The sequence below is a fragment of the Paenibacillus sp. DMB20 genome (assembly GCF_000987955.1).
In the GTDB taxonomy this organism is placed as follows: domain Bacteria; phylum Bacillota; class Bacilli; order Paenibacillales; family Paenibacillaceae; genus Paenibacillus_AQ.
In genome coordinates this window covers 114,454-140,270 of sequence record NZ_LAZU01000051.1, presented here as the reverse complement: position 1 = coordinate 140,270, position 25,817 = coordinate 114,454, and the positions used below count along the sequence as shown (strand labels likewise).

At 53.2% G+C, this 25,817-nt stretch carries 18 protein-coding genes and 6 pseudogenes; 3 read left to right on the top strand and 21 right to left on the bottom strand.

Translation table 11 applies throughout. The annotated features are described in order from the left end of the window. The 5 genes and pseudogenes from XI25_RS27815 to hrcA form a co-directional block, all read right to left on the bottom strand. A pseudogene (locus tag XI25_RS27815) lies at positions 1-716 on the bottom strand (DnaJ domain-containing protein); the annotation flags it as partial. Between the two features lie 100 nt (positions 717-816). After that, positions 817-2,653: pseudogene (dnaK, locus tag XI25_RS27810) on the bottom strand (molecular chaperone DnaK). Positions 2,654-2,743: 90 nt separating this feature from the next. Beyond that, complete coding sequence (grpE, locus tag XI25_RS27805) at positions 2,744-3,349, bottom strand: nucleotide exchange factor GrpE (protein WP_046681118.1); 606 nt, start codon at positions 3,347-3,349, stop codon at positions 2,744-2,746. 43 nt (positions 3,350-3,392) lie between these two features. Next, the gene (locus XI25_RS27800) at positions 3,393-4,943 is read right to left on the bottom strand and encodes a TCP-1/cpn60 chaperonin family protein (RefSeq protein ID WP_046681117.1); all 1,551 of its coding nucleotides are present in this window, start codon (positions 4,941-4,943) and stop codon (positions 3,393-3,395) included. 15 nt (positions 4,944-4,958) lie between these two features. Next, a complete protein-coding gene (gene hrcA, locus XI25_RS27795; protein WP_046681116.1) occupies positions 4,959-5,993 on the bottom strand; it encodes a heat-inducible transcriptional repressor HrcA in 1,035 nt (344 codons plus the stop codon). Between the two features lie 692 nt (positions 5,994-6,685). On the opposite strand from hrcA, the gene XI25_RS27785 reads away from it, so the two are divergent. Further along, positions 6,686-7,336 carry a hypothetical protein gene (locus XI25_RS27785; RefSeq protein ID WP_046681114.1) on the top strand — a complete coding sequence of 217 codons (651 nt, stop codon included), beginning with the start codon at positions 6,686-6,688 and terminating at the stop codon, positions 7,334-7,336. 208 nt (positions 7,337-7,544) lie between these two features. On the opposite strand, the pseudogene XI25_RS27780 reads toward XI25_RS27785, so the two are convergent. From XI25_RS27780 to gpr, 6 genes and pseudogenes are all read right to left on the bottom strand, one after another. Beyond that, positions 7,545-8,007 (bottom strand): annotated as a pseudogene (locus XI25_RS27780) (N-acetyltransferase). A gap of 78 nt (positions 8,008-8,085) precedes the next feature. Next, entirely contained in the window at positions 8,086-9,264 is a 1,179-nt protein-coding gene (gene hemW / locus XI25_RS27775; RefSeq protein WP_046681113.1) for a radical SAM family heme chaperone HemW, read from the bottom strand. A gap of 106 nt (positions 9,265-9,370) precedes the next feature. Next, positions 9,371-11,188 carry a translation elongation factor 4 gene (lepA, locus tag XI25_RS27770; RefSeq protein ID WP_046681112.1) on the bottom strand — a complete coding sequence of 606 codons (1,818 nt, stop codon included), beginning with the start codon at positions 11,186-11,188 and terminating at the stop codon, positions 9,371-9,373. 88 nt (positions 11,189-11,276) lie between these two features. Beyond that, positions 11,277-11,663: a hypothetical protein gene (locus XI25_RS27765; RefSeq protein WP_046681111.1), complete on the bottom strand. Its 387-nt coding sequence runs from the start codon at positions 11,661-11,663 to the stop codon at positions 11,277-11,279. 67 nt (positions 11,664-11,730) lie between these two features. Then, positions 11,731-13,036: pseudogene (locus tag XI25_RS27760) on the bottom strand (stage II sporulation protein P). A 289-nt stretch (positions 13,037-13,325) separates the two neighbouring features. Next, positions 13,326-14,327, bottom strand: coding sequence for a GPR endopeptidase (gene gpr, locus XI25_RS27755; RefSeq protein ID WP_046681110.1), 1,002 nt, complete (start codon positions 14,325-14,327; stop codon positions 13,326-13,328). Positions 14,328-14,498: 171 nt separating this feature from the next. On the opposite strand from gpr, the pseudogene rpsT reads away from it, so the two are divergent. Next, positions 14,499-14,772 (top strand): annotated as a pseudogene (gene rpsT, locus XI25_RS27750) (30S ribosomal protein S20). A 170-nt stretch (positions 14,773-14,942) separates the two neighbouring features. On the opposite strand, the gene holA reads toward rpsT, so the two are convergent. The 9 genes from holA to XI25_RS27720 form a co-directional block, all read right to left on the bottom strand. Continuing rightward, positions 14,943-15,962 (bottom strand): DNA polymerase III subunit delta, encoded by a 1,020-nt coding sequence (gene holA / locus XI25_RS27745; protein ID WP_046681109.1) that lies wholly within the window; start codon positions 15,960-15,962, stop codon positions 14,943-14,945. Positions 15,963-16,223: 261 nt separating this feature from the next. After that, positions 16,224-17,522: an anti-sigma factor family protein gene (locus tag XI25_RS27740; protein ID WP_052759784.1), complete on the bottom strand. Its 1,299-nt coding sequence runs from the start codon at positions 17,520-17,522 to the stop codon at positions 16,224-16,226. After that, positions 17,519-18,067: an RNA polymerase sigma factor gene (locus XI25_RS27735; RefSeq protein WP_046681108.1), complete on the bottom strand. Its 549-nt coding sequence runs from the start codon at positions 18,065-18,067 to the stop codon at positions 17,519-17,521. Before XI25_RS27735 ends, XI25_RS27740 begins: the two co-directional genes overlap by 4 nt. Positions 18,068-18,309: 242 nt before the next feature. Further along, positions 18,310-18,729 (bottom strand): ComEC/Rec2 family competence protein, encoded by a 420-nt coding sequence (locus tag XI25_RS35545; RefSeq protein WP_235440474.1) that lies wholly within the window; start codon positions 18,727-18,729, stop codon positions 18,310-18,312. Then, the gene (locus XI25_RS27730; protein WP_235440473.1) at positions 18,726-20,723 is read right to left on the bottom strand and encodes a ComEC/Rec2 family competence protein; all 1,998 of its coding nucleotides are present in this window, start codon (positions 20,721-20,723) and stop codon (positions 18,726-18,728) included. Before XI25_RS27730 ends, XI25_RS35545 begins: the two co-directional genes overlap by 4 nt. Before the next feature lies 1 nt (position 20,724). Further along, positions 20,725-20,988: a hypothetical protein gene (locus tag XI25_RS35540; RefSeq protein WP_235440472.1), complete on the bottom strand. Its 264-nt coding sequence runs from the start codon at positions 20,986-20,988 to the stop codon at positions 20,725-20,727. A gap of 135 nt (positions 20,989-21,123) precedes the next feature. Continuing rightward, positions 21,124-21,642: a deoxycytidylate deaminase gene (locus XI25_RS27725; protein WP_046681107.1), complete on the bottom strand. Its 519-nt coding sequence runs from the start codon at positions 21,640-21,642 to the stop codon at positions 21,124-21,126. A 60-nt stretch (positions 21,643-21,702) separates the two neighbouring features. Then, positions 21,703-21,855: a ComEA family DNA-binding protein gene (locus XI25_RS35535; protein WP_152669235.1), complete on the bottom strand. Its 153-nt coding sequence runs from the start codon at positions 21,853-21,855 to the stop codon at positions 21,703-21,705. Continuing rightward, entirely contained in the window at positions 21,833-22,210 is a 378-nt protein-coding gene (locus XI25_RS27720; protein ID WP_046681106.1) for a hypothetical protein, read from the bottom strand. The genes XI25_RS35535 and XI25_RS27720 overlap by 23 nt, the downstream gene beginning before the upstream one ends. 288 nt (positions 22,211-22,498) lie before the next feature. Between XI25_RS27720 and comER the strand changes: the two are divergent. Continuing rightward, positions 22,499-23,342 (top strand): annotated as a pseudogene (gene comER, locus XI25_RS27715) (late competence protein ComER). On the opposite strand, the gene leuS reads toward comER, so the two are convergent. Continuing rightward, positions 23,323-25,764 carry a leucine--tRNA ligase gene (gene leuS, locus XI25_RS27710; protein WP_046681105.1) on the bottom strand — a complete coding sequence of 814 codons (2,442 nt, stop codon included), beginning with the start codon at positions 25,762-25,764 and terminating at the stop codon, positions 23,323-23,325. The pseudogene comER and the gene leuS sit on opposite strands and share 20 nt — an antisense overlap. Positions 25,765-25,817: the final 53 nt, after the last annotated feature.

Genomic DNA, 25,817 nt, shown 5'->3' with positions numbered 1-25,817 from the left:
AAGGCCGCCTTCGCCCTCCCCGGTCATGCGCAGCCTGCGCCCCGTCGTCCACGCCGGCCGGCACGCGCACATGAATTTTGCGTTGTTTTTTTCACCTTGCCGTTGCCATGACAGGTGCTGCAGCGCTCCTTGATGATTTGGCCGGTGCCGGCGCAGTTGGAGCATGCACGGCGGTTGACCATGCGCCCGAACGGCGTGTTCTGAACAACTTCCTGCTGCCCGCTGCCGTGGCAGACGCCGCAGGTTTGAGGCTTGGTTCCCGGTTTGGCCCCGGACCCATGACACGTATCGCAGGTTTCGGTCCGCGGGATCGTAATATCCGCTTCCTTGCCGAACACCGCTTCTTTGAATTCAACCGTCATCGTATACTGCAGATCGTTCCCCCGCTGCGGCGCATTCGGATCGCGACGGCCGCCGCCGCCGAAGAACATATCGAAAATATCCCCGAATCCGCCGAAATCGCCGGAGAAACCGCCGCCGCCCATACCCTGATTCGGGTCAATATGGCCGTATTGGTCATAACGCGCACGCTGCTGGCTATCGCTGAGTACGTCGTACGCCTCTTTCACTTCTTTGAATTTGGATTCCGCGTCGTCCGCCTTGTTCACGTCCGGATGGTACTGGCGCGCCAATTTGCGGTACGCTTTTTTGATGTCGTCATCCGAAGCGTCCTTGCCGACGCCGAGCACTTCGTAATAATCACGCTTTTCAGCCACGGTTCCACCCCCATTCGCTCATATCTCGCTTGCTGGACAAAAGGAAAGTCAAAGTGCGGGATTCGCGCTTTGACTTTCCCTTGTCGCAGATTTATTCAGATTAACCTTTGTTTTTATCCTCGTCAACAACCTCGTAGTCGGCGTCTACCACATTGTCCTTTTTCGGAGCGCCTTCCTGGGAAGCTTCGCCTTGGTCTGCTTGAGCAGCCTGCTCATACAGCTTTACGGACAGCTGTTGAACGATTTGCGTCAATTCTTCGGTTGCCGTTTTAATTTCTTCAAGGTTATCCGATTCCAAAGCTTTTTTCACTTTTTCCTTCGCTTCGTTGGCTTTGTCGATTTCCGAAGCGTCCACTTTGTCGCCGAGATCCTTCAGCGTTTTTTCCGTGGTGTAGACGAGCTGGTCGGCATTGTTGCGGGCCTCGACAAGCTCTTTGCGCTTCCGGTCTTCTTCGGCATGAAGCTCGGCGTCCTTCATCATTTTTTCCACTTCCTCATCGCTCAAACCGCTAGAAGAAGTGATGGTGATCTTCTGGCTTTTGCCCGTGCCTTTATCCGTTGCCGACACGTTTACGATACCGTTCGCGTCGATATCGAAGGTAACTTCGATTTGCGGAACGCCGCGCGGAGCCGGAGGAATGTCTCCCAGCATGAAGCGGCCAAGGGTTTTGTTGCCGGCAGCCATTTGGCGCTCGCCCTGCAGCACATGAATCTCTACGCTAGGCTGATTGTCCGCGTAGGTGGAGAACACTTGGGACTTGCTTGTAGGAATCGTCGTGTTGCGTTCGATCATTTTCGTGAACACGCCGCCTGCGGTTTCGATACCGAGGGACAGCGGGGTTACGTCAAGCAGGACAACGTCCTTCACGTCGCCGGTCAGAACGCCGGCTTGAACCGCTGCGCCAAGAGCAACGACTTCGTCCGGGTTGACGCCTTTGTGAGGCTCTTTTCCCGTCAGCTTTTTGATCGCTTCCTGAACGGCAGGAATCCGGGTGGAGCCGCCGACCAGAACGATTTTGTCGATATCGCTCGAAGTCATGCCTGCGTCGCTGAGAGCTTGACGGGTTGGGCCGAGCGTGCGCTCCACGAGGGAAGCCGACAGCTCTTCGAATTTGGCGCGGGTCAGGTTCAGCTCCAAGTGCTGGGGCACGCCGTCAGCCACGGTAATGAACGGAAGCGAAATCGTCGTGGTCAGAACGCCCGACAATTCTTTTTTTCGCTTTTTCCGCCGCATCTTTCAGACGCTGTACAGCCGCTTTGTCTTTGCTCAGGTCGATGCCTTGCTCTTTCTTGAATTCGGCTACGAGGTAGTCGATAATGACTTGGTCGAAGTCGTCGCCGCCGAGCTTGTTGTCGCCGCTCGTTGCTTTAACTTCGAAGAAGCCGTCGCCAAGCTCCAGGATCGATACGTCAAACGTACCGCCGCCCAAGTCGTACACGAGGATCGTTTGGTCTTCCGCTTTCTCCATACCATATGCCAAAGCCGCCGCCGTCGGTTCGTTGACGATACGGAGAACTTCCAGACCTGCGATTTTGCCCGCGTCTTTCGTAGCTTGGCGCTGGCTGTCGTTGAAGTAAGCCGGCACCGTGATAACCGCTTGGGTTACCGGTTGGCCAAGATAAGCCTCTGCGTCGGATTTCAGCTTTTGCAGAATGATTGCGGAAATTTCCTGCGGCGTGAATTCTTTGCCGTCGATCGTTTCCTTATGGTTCGTACCCATGTGGCGCTTGATCGAGATGATCGTGCGGTCCGGGTTCGTAATGGCCTGGCGTTTCGCCGTGTCGCCGACGATGCGCTCGCCGTCTTTCTTAAAGCCTACCACGGAAGGAGTCGTGCGCGCGCCTTCCGGGTTTGGAATGACAACCGCTTCGCCGCCTTCCATAACGGCTACGCAGGAGTTTGTTGTACCTAAGTCAATACCGATTACTTTACTCATGGAAAAATATCCTCCTTATCATTTCACGCGTTTAGCGTATGGGTTCATAGCTTTGATGGTATATATTAAAGCCGGCAAGGATGAAGCCAATTACATGCTCACCTTAACCATGGCCGGTCTAAGCACCTTATCCTTCAGCATATAGCCTTTTTGAACTTCCTCAACCACGATTCCCTCTTCAAACTCTTCGCTCTCCACCTGCATAATGGCCTGATGGAACTCGGGATTGAACGGCTGTCCTACACAGTTCATCGCTTCAAGGCCTTCGGCGTTCAGCACGCCCTCCAGCTGGCGGAAAATCATGCTTACCCCTTTGGAGAACGATTCGACCTCGGGGCTTTCCCCGGCAGCGGCAAGCGCGCGCTCGAAGTTGTCGATCACGGGCAGAAGCTCCGTAATCAGCTTGGAAGAAGCATACTTGGCCAGCTCTTCCTTTTCCTTTTGCGTGCGTCTGCGGAAGTTGTCAAAATCAGCCTGCGCCCGCAAAGTGCGCTGCTGCTGGTCGGAAAGTTCCGCATTCAGGCGATCAATCTTCTGCTGGAGACCGCTCTGTTCTCCGGCTTCAGCTTCCGGAGCGGCTCCTTCCGCAGCCGGAGTCTCAGGCTGTTCACCGGCTTCCGGCGTCACCTTAGCATTTTGCTCCATATGATCTTCGTTAACTGTATCTTGAACCGTATTATCCTGTTCCTTATTCAAGATGACTTCCACCTCCTCATATTTGTGTCTCGCTTTAAGATCGTTACTCTTCGTTTTTACCGCCCGTGTCCCTCATTTTGATCACATGATGGATGCGGAGAACGGCAGCCGCCACCTCGCCCGCGGCCCGCAAGCCGTGAAGCTTCACGGGAGCGGGATCAACGATCCCCTTCTCCTCGTAATTGGCAACGGCGCCGGTGTCGCAGTCGATTCCCATGGAAAAGACTCCGGACCGGATTTGGGATGCCCGCACCTCCTCCATTTTCTCGAGGGGGTTATAGCCGGCGTTTAGCAAAATTTGAGACATCGGCCGCCGAAGGGCGGTGGAAACCGCCTCGATCCCGAAGGCTTCCATGCCCTTCTGGGCTTCCCGGTACCGTTCGAGTTCATACGACACGGCCAGTTCGCTTGTCCCGCCCCCGGGGAGCACGCCTCCGGCAGCAGCCGCCTGAAGGGCGGATGCCGCGTCGCAGGCAATGCGCGCCGCTTCGCCCACAACTTCGGAGGTGCTTGCTCCGACGATCACGGTCACAATCTTTTCGCCGGTGTCTCCGCATGTGATGCGGACCCGCTCCAGGGCATCGTCATAAGCCGCATTCGGGGTATGGCCCAGCACGGCTGCCAGTGCCGCAGGTTCCTTATGTAGCGCCGTCCGGCGCACCGGAACAGCTCCGGTCATGTCGCAAACCCGGCGCAAATCCGCTCTCGACACGCGGGGGACTACCATGATGCCGTGATCCAGGCAAAACTGCTCGGCATCCGGATGGATTCCCTTCTCCAGAAGGATGAGTTTGACCGAAAGCTCGGACAAACGCGACAAATCCGCGGCAAAGACTTTGCGGAGATCCATGTAGCGGGCAAAGCCGGCCTCCGTCGTCAGAACCTCCTCATCCAGCTCGTCGGGTTCCAGCGAATCCAGCAATACGAGTACTTTGGCATCCGAATACTGCAGAAATTCCCGGGTAAACAATGGTTTCTGCCGCAGGAGAATCCCTTCAAACACCTCATTGTCCGCTTTTTCAAGGGCGACAATGCTGTCGGCAAGCGAATAAGAAGGATCTTTAAGCCGTTCCATCCCGGCTCTTGAAGCTGCCTGCATCACCAGGTCGACCATATCCTGCCGCTCGCGTCCGGCAACGTACGTTGTCCGTTCAAGCAGAGGATCGTCCAGTCCCTCAATTTTGCGAACCCGGTCCGAGAGTAGGCGAAGCGCCATATCAACGCCCTGCCTGATGCCTTCGACGACCTTGGAGGCGGGAACCCCGCGGATAATCTGGGCAACCCCCTCCTGTACCAGCGCTCCCGCCAGGACGGTAGCCGTCGTTGTTCCGTCCCCGATCTTTTCCTGCTGCGCGCGGGCAACCTGTATCAACAAACGGGCCGCCGGGTGGGTCACATCCATCTTATCCAGAATGGTTACGCCATCGTTCGTTATAATGACCTCGCCGCGGGGGCCGACAAGCATGACATCCAGTCCTTTGGGACCAAGCGTCCCCTCGACGGCAGACGTGACGGCGCGCACCGCGTTGCTGTTGTTAAGCAAAGTCGAATGCCGCTCGTCGATTTCCCCATGCGGCTGATTTCCTTGGCTCAAGCAGTCTCACTCCCTTTATTTATACCAGTGTGACAGCAATCTGGTCAGATCATTCGACAATATGTTCAATATCCCGATTACGCGGGCATATTCCATCCGTGTCGGTCCGAGAATGCCGATCGTGCCCAGCGCCTTGCCGTCTGCCGAATACGTGGCCGTAATCAGGCTGCAGTTGGCAAAAGCCGTATGGTCGTTCTCCGTACCGATCCGTACCTGGATGCCGGTTTCGCCCGGAGCCGGGGCCATCATTTTCATCAGGGTCGGCGTCTGCTCCAACAGCTCGAAAATGGTTCTTACCTTGTCCACGTCCCTGAATTCCGGCTGATTCAGCATATTGGTCGTCCCGCTCAGGTACACTTTATGCTCCTGCTCGCCGTTGTCCAGCGCCACATCGAGCATTTTCATCAATTCCTCGTAATGATCGATATGCCGCTGCATTTCCTGTCCAAGCTCCGAATAGAGGCGGGTTTTCAGCTTATACAGCGGAACGTTGGCCAATTTGCTGTTCAGCAGATTGACCACCTGCTCCATATCCGACAGGGATACGCCCGACGGAATGGTTACGGTCTTGTTCTCCACCTGTCCCGTACTCGTGACAATGATCGCCACGGCCGTGTCTTCGCTTAACGGAAGCAGCTGAAAATGGCGCAAGGACGTATGAAAAACTTCCGGTCCCAGAAGGATGGAAGTGTAGTTCGTCATTTGTGACAAAATGCCCGCCGCATGCTGGATCATCTGCTCCATAGCATTCAGCTTTTCGGCGAAAAAGGCTTTCATCATCTTCAGCTCGGAAGGGGTTAATGAAAACGAAGACGTAAGGTGATCCACATAATAACGGTACCCTTTATGCGAAGGAATGCGCCCCGCCGAAGTATGAGGCTGTTCCAGAAAGCCGAGTTCCTCCAAATCCGCCATCTCGTTACGTATCGTCGCCGGGCTGTATCCCACATCTCCGCGTTTGGAAATGCTTCTTGATCCCACCGGCTCTGCCGAACGGATATAATCGTCGACGATCGCGTTTAAAATCATGCGCTGCCGATCCGTTAACATGTCGTTCCCTCCTTGCTGTCCAAGCTTTTTCGCTCGTTAGCACTCATCGACACCGAGTGCTAACCGATATAACAAAAATACCAAACTGACATGAGCATTGTCAAGTCGGTTCGGCAGTTGAATGTAAGCCGGTGGAAGAATATTCAATGCTTAGATGCAGGTTCTGTGTTATTATGCCTGTTAGGTAAAATTTTACTTTAGAAGGCGGGTATGTATGACTAAATCATTTAAGGTTTCGCTCTCATCCGTAAGCTGTTTCGTGTTATTGATTGTTGCTTTCCTTTCTTCAGCGCCTGCAAGCGCAGCTGCAAGCAGTATGAAGAACCCCTCTGTTTCCGAGGAGATTGCGATTTTCTTGAACGGACAACTATTGATATCCAAGCAAAAAGCCTATAACTTCGGAAAAATCAAAGACAGCGGAACGTACGTTCCAGCAAAGCTTTTGTCAAAGGTTAAACATGTTGAGGCGGTCTACGGCAAAACCATATCGGTCAAGTCGCCGAAAGGAACATATCAAATTGATAAATCCAATTCGGTAACTTTTGAAGGCACTACTTATATAACGCTGAAAAAAATTCCTCGGCATTACCGGAGCGTCTGGAAAATATCTGTCCAGGCCCCATGTTATCTTTCTCTGGAGCAGTCCCGAAGGCAAAACGAAAACCGATGAACTGGAGAGCCTTTTAAAAACGGTGCCGTCGGATCTGCAGTTTTACTTGGGAGACAAGGTATTCGTTTACGCAGGAAATCAGACCGGTTGGATCACCGAAATCAAGTCGGCCGGTTATGGCATGACGGACGTGCGAATCACTTTGAATAACGGAAAGGTGATAGACGAATCCATTTTGAATTCCACCCCGGATACTTTTTGTTTATACGCCTACTATCAACTTGTTAACACAAGCGTCGCCGGACATTACTATTGGGCCGATAAAAATGTGCTGCCGTCTTCCAACCCTCTTTATCATTTAGAAAAGGTATACTTCACTTCAGTCAAAATCAAAGATCGGAATATCGTGATTACGGCAAAACGGGCAAGCAGCGGTAAACCGGTTACCTTTAAATTGCCCATCACCGGCAAGCTGACCGAACAATTAGAAAAAGGCTTTTACGTCAAGGATCCGAAGAAAGCCTTTCCGAAATGGCCGGCCAAAGTATGGGAAAAAATCACCCATCAAAGGATCTCCATAGGAATGACCCGGGAGCAAGTTCTTTTGTCTTGGGGATACCCGGATGACAGCAGTTCTTATACAAGCTCATATGCCGGTGTAGAGCAATGGATCTACGGCAACACCTACCTGCATTTTTATAACGGAATTCTGGATTCCTGGTCGGATTATTAACAAAACCAGTAAAAACACTCCGCAATCTATTGCAGAACATAAAAAAAAACGTCTATCGACGTACTTTCTCAGAAGACAGACCGCATATAGCGGAAGTTTTTCTTGCGATATCAGGAAGATCCATGCTTCGAAGTTTATACTTTCTGATATCTTAAAAAGGCTGTCCCACAACGCATGGGACAGCCTTCTTTTTCCTAGAATAGTTGAATCAGTACAGCACTTTAAGCACGGCGATTTCGTCGCAGGCATGACGCTTTTTGCAGTGAATGCAGTCGGTCCAGACCTTTTCGGGAAAAATCTCTTTTTCGACCACCTCAAAGCCGTTTTTTAAGAAAAAACGATACTTCATAAGTCAGTGCCATCACCTTCGGAATTTCACGGCGTTTGGCTTCGGCCAACAGCCAATCCACCAGCATCGAGCCGATTCCACGACCCTTATATCCGTCGGAGATGCCCAGCGAGCGAATTTCCACCAGGTCGTTTCCAAGCCTGCACAGAGACCCGCAGCCAATGACCTCCCCTCCCGATTCGGCGACCACGAACTCTTCGATCTGTTTCTCCAGCACCTGCCTTGAACGCGGCAGCATGATCCCCTTTTCGGCATAACCTTGAATCATCTGATACAGCGGCTCCACATCATCGAGTCTCGCTTTTCTGCATACGGCCGACATTTCTACTGTCTCCCCTTTACACGCTCCGTCATATATGTATGAATAAATATACAACACGGCGTATAGAAGTTCAATAGTTTAATTTCCCGTCAAACAGCCGATAAATTCAGCAAATACCTCGTTTCCGAACAAAACGCCTTTGCTGCTCAGCCTGTAGCCGTCATCCGTCGCTTCAAGCAATCCTGCATGAACCATTTTATCGAGCGGACGCGCGAACACCACGTCCAGCGAGGTGTTGAACTGCTGTTCAAACCGGCTGCGGGAAACGCCGTCGAGCACCCTCAGGCCGACCATAAGGAAGTCCTCCATCGCTTCCTCCCGGGATATGTCCATCGTTTCGAGCCGGGGCAGCCCTTTACCCGCCGCTTCAATATAAGGGTTGACACCCTTGATGTTCATATGGCGCTTCCTGCCGACGTAACCATGAGCGCCGGCTCCAAGCCCGTAGTAATCCTCGTTCAGCCAATAGGTCATGTTATGCCGGCTCTCGAATCCGGGTTTGGCGAAGTTGCTGATCTCGTACTGCCTGTATCCGGCTTCCTTCATGCGGTTCATTAATAGAAGATACATATTCAGCTCGTCCTCTTCATTCGGAAGCGGAAGCTGGTTTTTTTGGTAAAGCGTATGGAAAAGCGTATTCTCCTCAACCTTCAGGCTGTAGATCGAATAATGCGGAAGATCCAGCTCCAGCGCTCTGCTTACGCTTTCCGAGAGCATGTCGACCGTCTGGTTCGGCAGCCCGAACATCAGGTCGATGGACATGTTGTCGAACCCGGCCTTTCTTGCATTCTCCAAACTGCGGTACACATCATCCGTATTGTGGATCCTGCCGATGCCCGTAAGCAGATCATTCTGAAACGCCTGCACGCCAAAACTCACCCGGTTGACGCCGCCTTCGCGCATCACGGACAGTTTCTCCAGGTCGGTCGTTCCGGGATTGGCCTCCATGGAAAACTCAATATGGTCGTCCCAATCCTTGAAATGGTCGCGCACGGTTTTCAGGAAGTACTCCATTTCGCCCGGTTTCAGGACCGTTGGCGTTCCTCCCCCGACAAAAATGCTCTTGATCTTGCCCGGCGGATTATTCTTGACGGTCATCTCCATTTCGCGTTCCAGCGCGCGCAAATAATCCATCACGGGCTGGTCTTTCAATACGTAAGAGTTGAAATCGCAGTAGAAACATTTATTGGTGCAGAACGGGATGTGAATATACACCGCTTCGGTGCGTTTTCCCGTTCCGTTTAATGATGAAGCCATATATTTCCTCCTTCCGTCGCTATCGTCGATTTGTCATATGCTGCAAAGAAAAGGAAAGCCGAATCGGCTTTCCCGTCGCTTTTGTTTTGGATTGTTGAACGGAAGCTTAATTATCGTCGATCTTCAAGACCGCCATGAACGCTTCCTGCGGCACTTCCACGCTTCCGACCTGCTTCATCCGCTTCTTGCCTTCCTTTTGCTTCTCGAGCAGTTTCCGTTTCCGCGAAATGTCGCCGCCGTAACACTTGGCGAGGACGTTCTTCCGCATTGCCTTAACCGTTTCGCGGGCGACAATCTTTGTTCCGACGGAAGCCTGAATCGGCACCTCGAACATTTGGCGCGGAATCAGCTCGCGAAGCTTCTCGCAAATGATGCGCCCCCGGTGGTAAGCACGTTCGCGGTGCACGATGAAGGACAGCGCATCCACCTGTTCCCCGTTAAGAAGGATGTCCATTTTGACCAGGTTGGAGGCCCGGTATCCCGACAGCTCGTAATCGAACGATGCGTAACCCTTCGTATTGGACTTCAACTGGTCGAAGAAATCGTACACGATTTCCGACAGCGGAATGTCGTAGGTGAGCGTGACCCGCGTCGTATCCAGGTATTCCATGTTGATAAACTCGCCGCGTTTGGCCTGGCAAAGCTCCATGATCGCTCCAACATAATCGTTCGGCACGATAATCGCGGCTTTTACATACGGTTCTTCCACATAGTCGATCTTTCCGATCTCCGGATAGTTCGACGGGTTGTCGATCTGAATCTGCTCCCCGCTCGTCAGCATGATGCGGTAAATAACGCTTGGTGCCGTAGTAATAAGCGGAATGTTGAATTCACGCTCGATCCGTTCTTGAATGATCTCCATGTGGAGCAGTCCCAAGAATCCGCAGCGGAAGCCGAAGCCAAGCGCGCTGGACGTTTCCGGCTCAAAGGTGAGCGATGCATCATTCAGCTGGAGCTTCTCGAGCGCCTCGCGAAGGTCGTTGTAGTCCGAAGTCTCGATCGGATACAGTCCGCAGAAAACCATCGGGTTGATTTTGCGGTAGCCCGGCAGCGGTTCGGCCGCAGGGCGTTTAGCATCGGTCACCGTGTCGCCGACACGCGTGTCTCCGACGTGCTTGATGCCTGCCACGATGAAGCCGACGTCTCCGATCTGAAGCTCGTCCACGATGGCCATGCGAGGGAGGAATGCGCCGACCTCGATCACCTCGAACGTTTTGCCCGTTGCCATCATCTTGATCTTGGAGCCGGCCTTGATGCTGCCGTCGATGACCCGGACATACACGATAACCCCTTTATACGGGTCATAGTGCGAGTCGAAAATAAGCGCCTTCAGCGGTTCTTCGCCGCTGCCTGTCGGCGCGGGAACTTTCTGGACGACTTGTTCCAGAATTTCCTTAATCCCGATCCCGGCCTTGGCGGACGCCAAGACAGCCTCGCTAGCGTCAAGGCCGATCACGTCCTCGACCTCCTGCTTCACGCGTTCCGGATCGGCGCTCGGCAGGTCGATTTTGTTGATAACCGGCAAGATCTCAAGGTTATTGTCCAGTGCTAGATACACGTTCGCCAGGGTCTGGGCTTCGATGCCCTGGGCGGCGTCCACGACGAGCAGGGCGCCCTCGCAGGCAGCCAAACTCCGGGAGACTTCATACGTGAAGTCGACGTGCCCCGGGGTATCGATCAGGTTCAGGATATAATCCTCGCCGTCGTCCGCAGTGTAGTTCAGGCGTACGGCCTGAAGCTTGATCGTAATCCCGCGCTCCCGCTCCAAATCCATTTTATCCAGAACCTGCTCCTGCATTTCGCGCGAGGTAAGCGCTCCGGTATACTCCAGGATGCGGTCGGCGAGCGTCGATTTGCCATGGTCTATATGTGCAATGATACAGAAATTACGGATTTTTGTTTGCCTTGCTTGTACGTCAGTCATGCCTTACCCCCAACAACCACCAGATGTTTGAATCAATTTATTATAACAGTTGGTTGGGTACACAGCAATGCTGGGCAGGGTTTGAATTTCAATCGGTGATGGAACCGAATATGGAAACGACCCACCGGATGCTTTGATTGGAGAGCTGCTGAAGCAGCCCGGCCGTCTTGTCGGCAAGAACATCCGCAGGCGGCTTGGGCGTTTCCGGCAGGAGAATGTCTCGCGGCAGCGGCTCGAATTTCGGTTTTTCCGGTTCTTCCGGTTGTTGTTCGGCCTGCTGTGAAGACGGCGCTTCCCTGGCCTCCGTTTGCTTTTGAGGGGCTTCGGACTCCTCAAGCCAGCCCTGCTCCTGCCGGACCTGGCCAAGATCTCTCGGATCGGCAGGCCCCTCCATGCTGCCAAGCTGCATTCCGACCAGCACGCCGATTCCGGCCCATATCATGACCGCGACGAGCTTTCTTCCGGCCTTTGACATTCATCATTCCTCCTTCGACAGGTTATGGATGAGGCCCGAAGCCCCCCCCCGTGTTATCCCTTGCGTTCTATCCAGCCTTTCCCGGTTGTTCTTTTCCGTTATTTTTCCCTTTCATCACGCTGGCCTTTTGAGCCTTCAGGTCCTGCCAGTACACCTCGGCAATCATGTCCGCAAGCAGCTCGGCCGTCCGCTTCAGCTCTTCCTTCGTGTTATCGATTCCTCCGATTTCAATCAGAATGCTGTTCGGCGACAGCGACTGGTTATACTCGCCGTTTCCCTGATCCGCCGATTTCCCCCATACCCCGCGGGAGATGCCGGGATAGGACTCCTCCAGCCGCCGATTGATCTTGCTGGCGAACTCTTCGTTTCGGCGCCAGTTATTGTTGGCATGTCCGATGATAAAATAGACCTGCGCGTAGTTTACGCCGTTAATTTGGGTCGTGGTTTTGCCGTGCCTTTGCGAATCCCGGTGGATATCAATGAGGTAAGTAAGGTCGTCATTCTGTGCCATTGCGGCTTTCACCGTCTGGCGCGAATATTTATAGGAATAATTCCAGTTATAGTCCGGAACGGCGGATTTATAATCGCTTTTGTCATGCAGGGTCCCGATTCCATTGGCTTCAAGCCGTTTCGCCATCATGCTGCCCACCAGCATGATATTTTTGGACGGCGACGAGGAGCCCGGGTTGCTGCTCTTTTTTTCCAGAAGCGGATTGAAGGCCTCCTGCGGGTGCGAATGATAGATGAGGACCGTCTTTTTTCCTTCGGTTGTCCGCTCCTGCCCGTCTTTAGTGGTGCTCCCGGGACCGGTTTCAGGGACCGTGACCGGATCTTGTGTGCTGGGCTCCTGCGGCGGTTCCTCGGCTGCCGTGCCCGGGTCGGTTTCTTCGGGCTGCGGATGGGAATCGCCGGGTGTCTCCGGATCCGGCCGGTAATCGGCGGGCGCTTCGCCCTGCTCGTTGCCGGAACCGCTGCGAAGAGGGACCGGCTGACTGTTTTTCATGCCCGGCACCTCGCCGGCGAGCAAACTTTTTGGATCCCTGGGATTCACGCTTGTCAGCAGTTCAAACACGAACGGGGTCATTTTTTCGGCCGACAGGGTGGAGGTCTCTTTCTCCAGTGCCATATGCGGCATTTCCATGCCGATCATATCGATAAAAAAAACGGCTGGACAAGGAAGCCGCCAAACCTTTCATCGAGGAAACCGGCGAAGTGTTCAGCCCCTTTTCGGCCATTCCTCCGAGCCCGAGCAGCAGAAAAAACAACAGAGAGCCCAGCATGAGAAGCACCAGCGTCCGCCCCATGCTCAGTCCTTCCAGCAAATTTCTCTTGAATCTCGCAATATTCCAGATGCGAAATTTACGGTTGTTCATATCGATGTCCTCCTTCATCAACGGAAATGCCAAACCGGCTGTGCCTGCTTGTCCCGCGACTCTGTAATCTCTTGTATTCCAAATCTATGAGTCTTGAGGAATCGATAGAACGGATAAACCGAAATTCTTGCAAAAAATAATAGAGCAAACAAAAGCGCCCTGACCTTTGGAAAGGACGAAGGCGCTTCTCGAAAAACATAAGCCAATCGGATGAAATCTAATGTTTTTGATTTTGGACAACAAAATTGCCCCTGCCGCTTTTTTAAAGGGTCTGGCGGCACTGTCCGGCCTAATGAGTATAAGCCCCTACGTTCCCCGGATCGACGGCCTCGTGCAGCGCCGCATTCAAACCGCTTGCCACGATATTGGCAATATCCTCGATGAATTCGTCGATTTCCTTCGGTGTCACGATCAGGTCATGACCGTGCGGCTCAAGCACCTCTTTCACCAACGCAAGCCGTTCATTTTCCGGAATGTCATTCAGCATTCCCATGATCTGTCCGGTTTGCGGAGCCCCCTTGCCGAAATGGTCTTTCATCATCTCGATGGCGTTGTTCACGATCGTGGATGCGTAACAGACGGTAGGCACCCCGATCGCTATGCACGGCACGCCCAAGATTTCCTTCGTCAGCCCTCTGCGTTTATTTCCGATGCCCGAACCCGGATGGATGCCGATATCGGCAATCTGAATCGTCGTATTCACCCTTTCAAGGGAACGGGATGCCAATGCATCGATCGCGACAATCGCATCCGGACGGGTTCGTTCCACAATGCCCTGGACAATTTCGCTGGATTCGATGCCTGTCAGTCCAAGCACGCCGGGGGCTACGGCGCTGACCTGGCGGTAACCGGGCGCCACCCGGTCCGGCATCAGCTCGAAATACTGGCGCGTAACCATGGTATTTTCGACGACCAAAGGACCGAGGGAATCCGGAGTAACATTCCAGTTGCCGAGACCGACAATCAGAATCGAAGCGTTTTTGCCAATGCCGATATGCTCCATGAATTGTTCAAACTCACGCGCAAATACCGTTGCGACCTGTTCCTGAAGTCCGGTGTCCCCCTTCCGAAGCTCCGGTACCTCAAGCGTCACGTAATGCCCCTTCACTCTTCCAATCATCTGCGAAGCGGCATCGTTCTGCACATCGAGACGGGTGATCTTGATCCCCCCCTCCTGCTTCACATCCTCTAAGACGCCCGGTATCTGATTAGCCTCTCGGCCGGAAACGAGTTCCCTGGATTCCACCGCCAGATCCGTTCGAACCGAGTAACGCTGCAGATCCAATTCCATTTGCGAATCACACTCCTGTTTCTTAATAAATGGTAGTGTGCGGGAGTTCATGGCGGATTATGCAACAAAGTCGTTTCTACTTGGTATTGCTTTTTGTACCCCCCCATGCTAAACTATTTTAAGTTGTGAATCATTTCGCTCTATTGAAATGCCTTACAGGAGGTGAATGTAATGCCAAACATTAAATCCGCGGTTAAACGCGTTAAGACAAACGAGAAACGCCACGCACTCAACATTTCCCAAAAATCCGCACTTCGCACAGCTGTTAAAAACGCTGACGTAGCGCTGAATGGCACAGAAGTTGAAGCTGCTAAAGCTGCTTTCCAAGCCGCTTCCCAGAAGCTTGACAAAGCCGTAACGAAGGGTCTGATCCACAAAAATGCGGCTGCCCGCAAAAAGTCCCGTCTGGACGAAAAGACTGAACGCACTTTCTTCCCAAGCGTAAGAATGCGTTTCTTTCAATACGTAAATGGAAAACCCTGAACAGCGCCGCTGATCAGGGTTTTTGAGTTATATTGAATACTGGACTGCCAGGTGAAAACGACGATGACTGCCGCAGTCATTCCCTCTCTCTTTACAGGCAAGTGATTCTCGCCCTAAAAAAAGCCGGGAACCTTAGGCTCCCAGCCGCAGTAAAAAGAGCTCCAGCCCCAGCACCTTGTCCACGCCGCCGGATTTCATTTTATAATCCAGATCCCCTAGATAGTTCAAAATGTTCTCCAGCTTGGTCGTCTCGAATTTTTTGGCCTGTTCCCCCGCGATTTTCACGGCATACGGATGCAGTCCAAGCTGCGAAGCGATCTGCTGCTGGGAGTAGCTTTGGCGCGACAACATTTTCACCTGGAGTATGATGCGGAACTGTCTGGTAATCAGCGCAGCTATTTTGATAGGTTCCTCCCGCTGTTTAAGCAGCTCGTAAAAAATAGACAGCGCCTTGTCCAGCCGCAAATTCGCAATATCCTCGACCAGAGCGAAAACGTTCTGTTCCGTGCTTCGGGCCACCAACTGGTCGACGGTCGCTTCGTCCACGGTCCCCCCGCTTCCGGCGTATAAGCACAGTTTATCCACTTCGCCGGCTAAGGTTTGGAGGCTTGTCCCCGCATTGCGTATCAGCGCCTCGGCCGCCCCCCGCGCGAAAGTGCAGCTTTGCTTCGAAGCCTGCTGCTCCACCCATTTGAGCAGATCCTCGCCGCCTAAAGGCAAGAATGCCAGCGCCGTTCCCGCCTTTTTGACGGCTTTAACCACCTTTTTCCGCTCGTCCAGCTTCTCTTGGTTGACCATAAATACAATGACGCTGTATTCAGCCGGATTCTCCATGTAATCGAGCAGCGCTTCAATCCGGTGTTCCACCTTGCCGTTCTCTTTACCGGCGGTGAACAGCGAAACATCCCTGACGAAAATAAGCTTTCGCGGGACCATAAACGGTACGGTCTCCGCTTCCTCCACAACGACCTGAATCGGCGTTTCACTCAAATCCATATGAATCAGCGCAAAATCACGGTCTTCTTTCGATAGCAGCTGCGCTTCCAATAAAGCAGCGAACTCGTTCATCTGGTACTTTTCGCTGCCGTACAGCAGATACACGGGGGATACCTCCCCCTGCTTGACCGCTTTTGCTGCCGTTTTGGCATCCATCCTAACGTTACCCCCTTCTCCTTCGTCCACTATATCAAAAAAGCGGATTGGGAGCGAGTTTATGAAACATGAAAAAAGATGACAACAAAAGAGCCCTCGGAGATCCGTCCCAGGGCTCTTTTGTCCCAACACATCTATATAAACGCCGGTCGGAATGCTCTAGAATCATTCCGCCGCCGGTCATACGACGGTGGTAAGCTGTTTTTTCTATCTGTTGTAACCTATTCATATCTCCAGGCAAGTGTGCGCCCGTTTTTTTTATTATGGCTTGGCTTCGGCCGCAGGCTCCTCCGTCTTTTCAACGGAACCCTCAGGGTTCGTCTGGTTCGTCTGCTGGCCCGCTTGATCTGTCGGCGCAACCTGTTCTTGCGGCTGATCTTTCCCGCTCGGCTTCTGCGGAGCATACACATGCGTAACTTCTTTTTGATCGGTCATCGTCGTATACGTGAAAGACTTGCTGTCTTCGGACCATTGTCCCGAAACCAATTCGCCCTTTACCGGGATCGTTTCGAGGGTTTCGGGCCCCGTACCTCCCGATGCGGAGTAACGATAGACGACAAGCTTGTCGGTTTCCAGTAATACGCCGTAAAGACCGTCAGGCGAGTTCCACTGCTTGGGCGCCGCCATGCTTGTGAATCCGTACTTTTCGGCTTTCTCCATCATCGGCTCTTCCACCGGAGGTTCTTCCGGAACGGAGCCTTTGCTGTCCGCCGCGTCTTTTTTGTAGTCCGCTGCAGCGCCCTCCTCTTGAGAGCCGGGTTCCACGGTCTTCGGAGGTACAACTTTATTGCTTGTATCGTTGGAGCTCCCTTTCGGAGATCCCTGGTCCGCGGGTGACTCTCCGCCCTTGGAAGGTTCTTCGCCGGTCCTGGATTTCGCCGGAGGAACATCCGCTGTTTCTCCATCTACCGACGGTGCCTGAACGGGTCCCGAGGAGACAGGCTCGTCGGGGTCAACGGTTTCCGTCATCGCGTCAGGAGCAGACTCCTCGGGAGGAGGAGCGTCTTGGCTGCCGGCATCCGGACCTTTCAATTCACTGGACGGAGCGGCTTCATCCGGCATTTCCGTAGAAACCAGTTCCCGGCTGTTATCGGTATTGCCGCTGCCGGACTTCATGCTGGCTTCATCCTGCGCATAAGGAACTTCCACTTCCGATAGCATCTTGGGCTCATAATTGAAAATAGCAACCCCAAGAATGATGGCAGCGGCTGCCGAGCCGATTACCGTTCTTCCGGCAATACTGCTCCACCAGCTTGCCTTACGTGAGGAGCGGCGGGGCTCCGGAATCATTTCTGCCGGCTTTTGGGCCGCTTCGGCCAACCGTTCGTTACGGGCCAAATCTATCGCATCAAGCTGAGGCAGTATCGAATCTACCAGACTGATGGGCGGCGTGACGGCCGGAAGATCTTCCAAGTCCCTCGAAAGAGCCTTCAGCATTCGAAACGTTTCCGCACAGGCCGGACAGACGGCAACGTGGCGGTACAGCTGCGCGGTCTCTTCCGGATCAAGATCATGATCCAAATAACGCTGCATATATTCCTCCACCTCTCGGCAATTCATCCTGATACACCACCTTTCTGATGCTCCTGGAGCATGTTCTGCAGCTGCTGCCTGGCCCTGAACAAGTAAGATTTCACCGTGTTCAGCGGCAGATTCAGGCAATCCGCGATTTCGTTATAAGACAAATCCTGCAAATACCTTAAGACAATGACCGTTCGGTGATGATCCGACAGTTGATTGATCGCCTTTTGGATATCCTGCGCCAGATATCCGGACATCACTTCTCTCTCCACATTCTGCCGATCCTCAAATACAAGCTCGTGTTCATCAATGGAAACCGTGGGTTTCGTGCGACGGAACTTGTCGATGCAGATATTCGTGACGATTCGCTGCACCCATGTTTTAAACTGGGCTTTTTCCTCATACGAATTTATCTTGGTGTAGACGCGAATCAATGCCTCCTGCGAGGCATCCATCGCATCCTGTTCATTGTTTAAAATGTAGTAAGCGGTTCGGTACACATGCTGTTCGATTTCTCGCAATAGGGTGATTAGAGCGTCGCGATCGCCCGATTGAGCGGCTCTGATGAGTCCCTGCTCCACCACAGTGGATCCCCCTCTCCCTGCACTTATACAGACGGATGGTATAGTAAAATTGTTGCAGTATGAAGCCTATTAATTTTAAGGAAACTTCATCTAACTATACCAAAAATAATCCTCTTCGTCATCAAACACCTTGCTATATAATTATGCGACGGCGCTTAACAACGGAATGCGGAAACGGGGAACCGCGCATATGTAATAATAAGGAAGGAACGGGATTGAAAACGGCTCTCCCGGAACTGTCCCTATTCATTGGCATGCGCCAGCTTCGTACGGAGGGATATTCCCCCCTTGGGCGATACCTTCATTTGAACCTCCCCTTGCAGGTCCGTCCTGAAAATAAGCGCGTCATATCTCTTGATTCGAGCCACCACATCGGGGTGGGGGTGACGGTACATATTGTTAACTCCGGCGGAGATGACCGCCGTTTTCGGCTTCCAGGCCGCAAGCCATTCCGCCGAGGTCGAGGTCTTGCTGCCATGGTGGCCTATCTTGAGCACATCGACGGGAGAAGGGAACAAACCGGAGTCGGGCGAATTCCCGCGCTTTTGTTGATCCGCCAAAATTTCTTGTTCCGCCGCGGCATCGGCATCGCCGGTAAACAGAAAACTCGCCCGGTTCATTTTTAAGACGAAAACTAGGGATTCATGATTCTGGTCCTTCACGACAGGAATACCTTCCGCATAACGCTCCTTCTTGATTTTTGGGTAAAAAAACTCGATTTCCGTTTGTGTATCCGGCCGGTAAACCTCGCCCTCTCCGGCCTTATATACCGGTATTTCCTTTGAGACAGCCGTTTCAAGCAGCTTTTTGAAATCCTTCGTCTCGGACAGGGTGCCGTTAAACACGACCGACTTGACCGGAATCTCCTCCAAAACCGCCTGCAGGCTCCGGCATGGTCCTTATCGTTATGCGAAATCATGATCATATCCAGCGAATGCACCCCCCGTTTCTTCAGAAGAGGGACTACCACCTTGGCCCCTACCTCAAACGGCCGGCTTCGATCCTTCCAGGCATCCTTCTCTTTGCGGAAGTTTGTCGTCCCTCCCCCGTCGATCAATACATGCTTTCCTCCCGGCGTTGACACCAGAATGGAGTCTCCTTGGCCTACGTCAAGAAATTGAACCAGTCCGGAGCCGTGCAAGGAAGGGCCTTGATACCCCGTATACAGCAGCACTGCAAACAATCCGAGCAGCGGCACGACAGCCGGTATCGAAGTTTTGTTCAGAAGGCGCGCCAACGATCGCACAGCAGCAAATCGTGAGACGCTTGCGGCTTGAAGCCGCAAAGGCCCGACCCATCGATAGCCTCCGGTATGGGCCGACCGGGCCGGATGTCCCCCGAAGCCATCCCGTGCGCCTGCAAGCGGAACCGTCTCGTCCATGGTGTCTGTATCCGTCTGCCTTTGCTTTCGTTTTTCCATAACATGCAGCAGAAAATACAAGACCACAAAGTAAATTGCGATCCACCATAAGCTTGGGGAAGGCCATATGGTCACAAATCCAGGAGACCCGTTCATCCATTCAACCACCTCGAAAGTAAAGGTGTTCAGCCATTTTGCCAAAGATGCGATCCATTTTCCCAAGTCCAGCCAGATGAAGCCAGCCATGACCGCAGCCATCCCCAGCGGCAGGACAATCAGACTGATCAGAGGGACGAGCAGCAGATTGGCCGGAAGAGACAACAGCGAAAATTGATTGAAGTAATAAATCGTCAGCGGGAACGAAACGAGCTGCGCCGCAGCCGTTACGGCGACCGAGCTCCCAAGCCATCGAGGCAGGAAGGACAAAAGCGGCATCAATTTCGGTACAAATATCATCAAGCCTGCGGTTACCAGAAAGGACAGCTGGAAGCTGACATTGACAAGAAAATAAGGATTGTACCAAAGCATGGCCAGGGCCGCCGCGCATAAAATATGTTTTCCGTCCTTAAGCAGGCCCCTTCTGGCGGCATACAACCCGATCATCCCCATCATCCCCGCGCGGATGACCGATGGACTTGCCCCGGTCAGAAGCACATACAAGGGGATAAGAAAAATGACCGCCGTCAGGGAGGATTCCCTGGTCAAACGGCATGCCGAGAATACAAAAAGCAGCGTGCCCACAAATACGGCTACGTGCATACCCGATATAGCCAAAATATGAGTCAGCCCCAGTCTGGAAAACTCCGCAAACGTATCGGGATCGAGGTCCGTCTGGTCGCCGATGATCAGCCCTTTCATATAACCGCCATGGAAGCTGCCGAACAGCCGGTCGATGCGTTCGCCGATATATTGGCGGAGGTCGTCATTCCTGCGCAAAACGTTGGCCGGGGACCATTCCTCCGGCTGCAGGGCCTCTACTGCATCCGCCCCTTTCACCTTTAGCATCCAGTGAATTCCCTTGGTACGCAAATACTGGCGGTAATCAAAGCCCCCAAAGTTGCGCGCCGGACCCGGAGGCTCCAGGGACCCTGCCAAGCTAACGACATCTCCCCGCTTCCATAGCTGTGCCGTCTTGACTTCCTGCTTCCTGACCAGCTTCACCTGAACGACAACTTTTTCTCTAGCCGCCTTTTGGGTATTTAAATCGGTGATGATCATCTCAAAATCGGCCCTGTCCCCATCAACTTTGACAGGCGATGTTATCCTCCCCGATACCTCTGCAGGAATTGCCTTCATCTCATGCGAAGCTTCGCCGATCAGCGCCTGAAGTCGGCTGACGTTGCGCCCATCGTTCCACTCCCAATAATCCTGCCGATCCCAGAAGCGACAATACCATGATCCCCATAAATAGCGGACGGGAGCGTCCAAGCCACATAGGGACCGTAAGCAGCAGTGCCAAACCGGTTAAAACCAAGAACAACTGCATGCCCGAATACATGCAGGCAGCCGAGGTGCCTGCAACCCAGCAGACCGTAAAAAACGGCAGCGGCCGTTGCAGCATTACGTTTCAACTCCTTCCATTAACGATTGTCTTAGGCACGCAAAAAAAAGGACCGCTGTCCGCATAGGGCGGCAGAGGTCCTTCCTCAATCCAAAATTCGAATATTCATATTTCAGCCGGGCTTTTTTCAGTTCGTCAGTCCGATACCGTCATCAACGTTTCTTTCGGCGGCTCATAATGCTGCAGCTGCCTGAACTGGATCCCCTTTTGCTTCATCATCAGGCTGACCTTCTCCGTATCTTTCGGATAAGGCCTGTAAAAAACCACTTCCGTAATCCCGCTGTTCGCCAGCATGTTGGCACAGGTCCAGCACGGCTCGTCCGTTACGTAAACCGTGCTTCCTTCCCGGTCGATGCGATCCGTGAACAGAAGCAGGTTTTGTTCGGCGTGGATCGTCCGGATGCAGCGCTGCTTTTTGACCATTTCCTCTTTACCGTCATGAATGACGAGTTCATAGTCTTCCGCAATCATGCAGCCTTCCTCCGAGCAGTCGGGAACTCCCATCGGGGCGCCGTTGTATGCCGTTCCGAGCAGCTTTTTGCCCTGCACCAGAACTGCGCCGACATGGCGTCTCGGGCATTGCGAACGGGTGGAAACCATGAATGCAATGTCCATAAAATATGTATCCCAGTCTTTGCGTTGATCCGTACTCATATATCATCTCACCTGTCTTCAGTAAGTAAGTATGTGCTTCTTTTTTTGATTGTACCACAGTTAAAGAATGATGTAAGGTTTCATCTTCTCAAGCATTTTCGGACCGATGCCTTTTACTTTCATGAGATCTGCCTCGCTTTTGAACAATCCGTTTTGCATACGGTAGTCCAGGATCGCCTGCGCTTTCTTCTCACCGATGCCCGGCAGCTCCATAAGCGTCTTTTTTTTCTGCCGTATTGATATTGATTTTACCGGATGTACCGGATGGGGAGCCGGCATTGCCCCCCGCAGCCGAAGATTCACCCATAACGGGGACCGCCGTCGAAGGGGAAGAGGTTTGCATCTCGCCCCCTTCAACCGGACGGGCATTCTTGGGAGGCGGCTCAACCGTTTCCTTTGAATCGTTGGACTGAGCAGCAGCCGCTTCCTGTTCGTCCGGTTTCTTGTCGATCGGCTTGCCTTGTTCCTCATTGACGGCGGGATCTTTGATTTTGGTTTCATTTTCTCCGTCGTCCTGAAGGCCGAGAACCTGTTCGATTTCCGCATTCAGCGGCGTCCAACCCTCCATGTTCTTCTCTTTTCCCCCGCCAAAAAAGAATCAGGCCGCATCCAAGCAATGTCACCGTAATGCTCAGTGCGAAAGGTACTCGTTTCATTTTCATCTCACTCCGATCGGGACGATTTTTCGTCCGGATTTGATTTTTGATGTTTCGACTTCGGATTTGCTTCGCCACCGAACCGCAATACTTCCCGTTTCTAGGCCAAAACGGTCATGAAGTGACCGTCCGGAAGCATACATTAACGATATGAACACGGCAGCCCATTGCCGTAAAGCGTGAAAGGAGGGAACGTATACATGAAGATCGGTTTTATCGGTACGGGCAGTATGGGCAGTCTGTTGATTGATTCGTTCATACGTTTTGGAGCGCTGCAGCCCGATCAGATACTCGTCAGCAACCGCACGGCGCATAAAGCGTTAAAGCTGGCCGACCGATATCCGGGGCTTGAGGTAAGCCGAAGCAATGCGGAGAACGCTTCCCATAGCGACCTGTTGTTTCTCTGCGTTAAGCCGGGTGAATTCAAACCTGTCATCGATGAAATATCAAAAGTGATGCGGGCATCCCAAATCGCCGTTTCCATTACGAGTCCCGTTCAGTTGTCGCATCTGGAGTCCGAGCTTCCCTGCAAGGTGGCGAAAATCATACCGAGCATCACCAATCAGACCGGAAGCGGCGCTTCCTTGTGCATGTATGGGTCCCGGATCAAAGAAAAAGACAGGCTGCTTTTGGAAAGCCTCCTGTCTTCAATCAGCAGGCCCATCCCGGTTCTGGAATCACACACACGGATCACGTCCGACTTTTCCAGCTGCGGGCCTGCTTTTTTTGAGTTATTTTGTGGAAAAATGGGTCGATGCCGCCGTTGAAATGACCGGAGCCGACCGCTCCGCCCTGTATGCCCTTGCCGGAGAAATGCTGCTCGGAACCGGCAAGCTGCTTACAGAGGAGGGCTTCACTCCCGAACAGCTTCAACAAAGGGTTGCCGTCCCCGGAGGCATCACCGCCCAGGCCCTTTCTCTGCTTGAAAAGAGACTGGAGGGGCTGTTTCACCAGCTCATCCGCACCACCCATGACAAATATGATGAGGATCTGGCGAAACTGGATGCCGCCTTTGGGACAACGGTTAACCGGCCACGATATTGACCAGTTTACCCGGCACCGCAATGATCTTGCGGATACTCTTTCCTTCCAGCGCCTGCTTGACATTTGGAAGGGAGAGGCTATGTTCTTTCATGGCTTCTTGATCCATGTCTTTGGCAATCTTGGCGCGTCCCACAATTTTGCCGTTTACCTGGATGACGATTTCAACCTCGGCATCCACGGTCCAGGCTTCATCGAATTCCGGCCAAGGAACGTAGGTAACGCTCTCGGTGAAGCCGAGCCGGCTCCAGAGTTCTTCCGCCAGGTGAGGCGCAAGCGGAGACAGCATTTGCACGAAGTTTTCCATCGATTTGCGCGGAAGTTCGTCCGCTTTGTACGCTTCGTTAATGAAGATCATCATCTGGCTGATCGCGGTATTGAAGCGCAAATGCTCCAGATCGTCCGTGACCTTCTTGATCGTCTTGTGCCAAGTACGCTTAAACTCGTCCGTGCCTTCGCCGTCAACGATTTTGGCGTTAAGCTCCCCATTATCGCCGACAAACAGACGCCATACCCGGGAAAGGAAACGGTGGATGCCTTCCGCGCCGTTGGTGTTCCAAGGCTTGGTCGCTTCCAGCGGCCCCATGAACATCTCATAGACGCGCAGCGTATCGGCGCCGTATTCGTTCACGATATCGTCCGGGTTAATGACATTGCCGCGCGACTTGCTCATCTTCTCGTTGTTGTTACCCAAGATCATGCCTTGGTTAACCAGTTTTTGGAACGGTTCCTTCGTGTCCACCACGCCGATATCATACAGGACCTTATGCCAAAAACGGGCATACAGCAGGTGAAGCACCGCATGTTCCACACCGCCGATATACAGATCGACCGGCAGCCATTCCTTCTGCTTCTCTTTGGAGCAGAACTCTTCGGAATTGTGAGGATCAATGTAGCGCAGATAGTACCAGCTGCTGCCGGCCCACTGCGGCATCGTATTGGTCTCGCGCCGGGCTTTCATGCCTGTCTCGGGATCAATGGTCTCTACCCACTCCTTGACGTTTGCAAGCGGAGATTCCCCTGTGCCGGAAGGCTTGATGTGATCCACATCAGGCAGCAGCAGCGGGAGTTGATCCTCGGGCACGGTTTTCATCGTGCCGTCTTCCAGGTGAAGGATCGGAATCGGCTCGCCCCAGTAGCGCTGGCGGCTGAACAGCCAGTCCCGCAGGCGATACGTCACCTTCTTGTGGCCTTTTCCGTTCCCTTCGAGCCAGGCTATCATTTTCTCAATGGCCGCCTCGTTGTCCAATCCGTTCAGGAAGTCGGAATTGACATGTTCGCCGCTGCCTGTATACGCTTCTTCCTCAACGTTCCCTCCCTTAACGACCTCGATGATGTCCAGTCCGAACTGCTTCGCGAATTCCCAGTCCCGGGTGTCGTGGCCCGGAACGGCCATAATGGCGCCCGTACCGTATCCTGCAAGCACATAATCCGCGATCCAGATCGGCAGCAGCGCGCCATTGGCCGGATTTACCGCATAAGCTCCGGTAAACACGCCGGTCTTGTCTTTAGCCAAGTCCGTACGTTCCAAATCGCTCTTGCGCGCAGCCTGCTCCTGATATCCCTTCACCGCATCCTTCTGTTCTACCGTAGCAATGACATCAACCAGCTCATGTTCCGGTGCAATAACGCAGTAGCTTGCTCCGAACAGGGTATCCGGACGGGTGGTGAACACCGTCAGCTGCCGGTCGTGACCGTCGATTTCAAAGGTCACTTCCGCGCCGGTCGATTTGCCGATCCAGTTCCGCTGCATATCCTTGATGCTGTCGGACCAATCCAGCTCTTCAAGGTCCTCCAGCAATCTTTCCGCATAGTCGGTAATCTTCAAAATCCACTGGCGCATCGGCTTGCGGATCACGGGGTGGCCGCCGCGCTCGGACTTGCCGTCAATGACCTCTTCGTTCGCGAGCACGGTGCCGAGCGCCGGGCACCAGTTGACCGGTACTTCATCGACGTAAGCCAGGCCCTTTTTATACAGTTGAATAAAGATCCATTGCGTCCACTTGTAGTACTCGGGGTCCGTCGTGCTGATCTCGCGGTCCCAGTCGTACGAGAAACCGAGCGACTTGATCTGACGGCGGAAGTTATCGATATTTTTCACGGTAAACTCGCGCGGGTGCTTTCCTGTATCCATCGCATACTGTTCGGCAGGCAAGCCGAACGCGTCCCAGCCCATCGGATGAAGCACATTATATCCCCGCATCCGCTTATAGCGGGAAACGATATCCGTAGCGGTATAGCCTTCCGGATGTCCTACGTGAAGCCCTGCGCCCGACGGATACGGAAACATATCCAGCGCATAAAACTTCGGCTTGGACGGATCTTCTTCTGTTTTAAAGGTTTTGTGTTGATCCCAGTACTGCTGCCATTTCGGTTCGATGGCCTGCGGCTGGTAGCCGTGGCCCGTTTGTTGATTCTCACTCATACTTTGCCAGCTCCTTCTTCGCGGTCGGGCACGATCCGTGACCGTGTTTCTGC

Excerpts from the sequence above, each read along its gene's own strand:
- XI25_RS35540 (WP_235440472.1), bottom strand. The coding sequence starts at position 20,988 with ATGCTGCAACGGCCGCTGCCGTTTTTTACGGTCTGCTGGGTTGCAGGC.
- XI25_RS27740 (WP_052759784.1), bottom strand. The coding sequence starts at position 17,522 with ATGAATTGCCGAGAGGTGGAGGAATATATGCAGCGTTATTTGGATCAT.
- XI25_RS27720 (WP_046681106.1), bottom strand. The coding sequence starts at position 22,210 with ATGGAGGGTTGGACGCCGCTGAATGCGGAAATCGAACAGGTTCTCGGC.
- holA (WP_046681109.1), bottom strand. The coding sequence starts at position 15,962 with ATGGATGCCAAAACGGCAGCAAAAGCGGTCAAGCAGGGGGAGGTATCC.
- XI25_RS27725 (WP_046681107.1), bottom strand. The coding sequence starts at position 21,642 with ATGAGTACGGATCAACGCAAAGACTGGGATACATATTTTATGGACATT.
- XI25_RS27730 (WP_235440473.1), bottom strand. The coding sequence starts at position 20,723 with ATGAAGGCAATTCCTGCAGAGGTATCGGGGAGGATAACATCGCCTGTC.
- XI25_RS27765 (WP_046681111.1), bottom strand. The coding sequence starts at position 11,663 with ATGTCAAAGGCCGGAAGAAAGCTCGTCGCGGTCATGATATGGGCCGGA.
- hemW (WP_046681113.1), bottom strand. The coding sequence starts at position 9,264 with ATGGCTTCATCATTAAACGGAACGGGAAAACGCACCGAAGCGGTGTAT.
- gpr (WP_046681110.1), bottom strand. The coding sequence starts at position 14,327 with ATGGAATTGGATCTGCAGCGTTACTCGGTTCGAACGGATCTGGCGGTG.
- lepA (WP_046681112.1), bottom strand. The coding sequence starts at position 11,188 with ATGACTGACGTACAAGCAAGGCAAACAAAAATCCGTAATTTCTGTATC.
- leuS (WP_046681105.1), bottom strand. The coding sequence starts at position 25,764 with ATGAGTGAGAATCAACAAACGGGCCACGGCTACCAGCCGCAGGCCATC.
- hrcA (WP_046681116.1), bottom strand. The coding sequence starts at position 5,993 with ATGTTAACGGATCGGCAGCGCATGATTTTAAACGCGATCGTCGACGAT.
- XI25_RS35535 (WP_152669235.1), bottom strand. The coding sequence starts at position 21,855 with ATGGAGCTGCCGGGCATCGGTGAGAAGAAAGCGCAGGCGATCCTGGAC.